Here is a 755-nt window from a genome sequence, read left to right on the forward strand (position 1 = left end):
TACTGCTCCACCCCGCGATGATATAATATTTAATTTAGAAAAAATGGAGGAGGTAGAGGGATTCGAACCCCCGCGCGACTCTCGCCGCCTGTCGGTTTTCAAGACCGATCCCTTCAGCCGAACTTGGGTATACCTCCAAGATATGAACTTTGAGTGGTGGACCTTGTAGGACTCGAACCTACGACCGGACGGTTATGAGCCGTCTGCTCTAACCAGCTGAGCTAAAGGTCCTTATGGTAGCGGCGGAGGGGATCGAACCCCCGACCTCACGGGTATGAACCGTACGCTCTAGCCAGCTGAGCTACACCGCCATAAGTGATATTCAAATAAGTGGAGCCTAGCGGGATCGAACCGCTGACCTCCTGCGTGCAAGGCAGGCGCTCTCCCAGCTGAGCTAAGGCCCCATATGTTGAAATATCGGGAAGACAGGATTTGAACCTGCGACCCCCTGGTCCCAAACCAGGTGCTCTACCAAGCTGAGCCACTTCCCGTTAATAAAAAACGCGCCCGAGAGGAGTCGAACCCCTAACCTCTTGATCCGTAGTCAAACGCTCTATCCAATTGAGCTACGGGCGCATATGGTGCCGAGGGCGGGGGTCGAACCCGCACGGTGGTCACCCACCGCAGGATTTTAAGTCCTGTGCGTCTGCCTGTTCCGCCACCCCGGCATGTCATATTGAAAATTGGAGCGGAAGACGGGATTCGAACCCGCGACCCCAACCTTGGCAAGGTTGTATTCTACCACTGAACTACTT

7 tRNA genes are annotated in these 755 nt (G+C 54.6%); all 7 read right to left on the reverse strand.

From position 1 onward, the window contains the following. Nucleotides 1–44: 44 nt before the first annotated feature. The 7 genes from V7038_RS03505 to V7038_RS03535 all read right to left on the reverse strand — a co-directional run bounded on the left by V7038_RS03505 (nucleotide 45) and on the right by V7038_RS03535 (nucleotide 668). Nucleotides 45–137, reverse strand: a tRNA-Ser gene (locus V7038_RS03505). Nucleotides 138–154: 17 nt separating this feature from the next. Then, a tRNA-Ile gene (locus V7038_RS03510) sits at nucleotides 155–231 on the reverse strand. A 3-nt stretch (nucleotides 232–234) separates the two neighbouring features. After that, nucleotides 235–311: transfer RNA gene (locus V7038_RS03515), tRNA-Met, on the reverse strand. Nucleotides 312–331: 20 nt separating this feature from the next. Further along, nucleotides 332–404, reverse strand: a tRNA-Ala gene (locus tag V7038_RS03520). 13 nt (nucleotides 405–417) lie between these two features. Continuing rightward, nucleotides 418–491, reverse strand: a tRNA-Pro gene (locus V7038_RS03525). 11 nt (nucleotides 492–502) lie between these two features. Continuing rightward, nucleotides 503–576 (reverse strand) — tRNA-Arg (locus V7038_RS03530). A 3-nt stretch (nucleotides 577–579) separates the two neighbouring features. Next, a tRNA-Leu gene (locus V7038_RS03535) sits at nucleotides 580–668 on the reverse strand. Between the last annotated feature and the right edge of the window lie 87 nt (nucleotides 669–755).

This window comes from Bacillus sp. JJ783 (genome assembly GCF_036963225.1).
In the GTDB taxonomy this organism is placed as follows: Bacteria; Bacillota; Bacilli; order Bacillales; family Bacillaceae_G; genus Bacillus_A; species Bacillus_A cereus_U.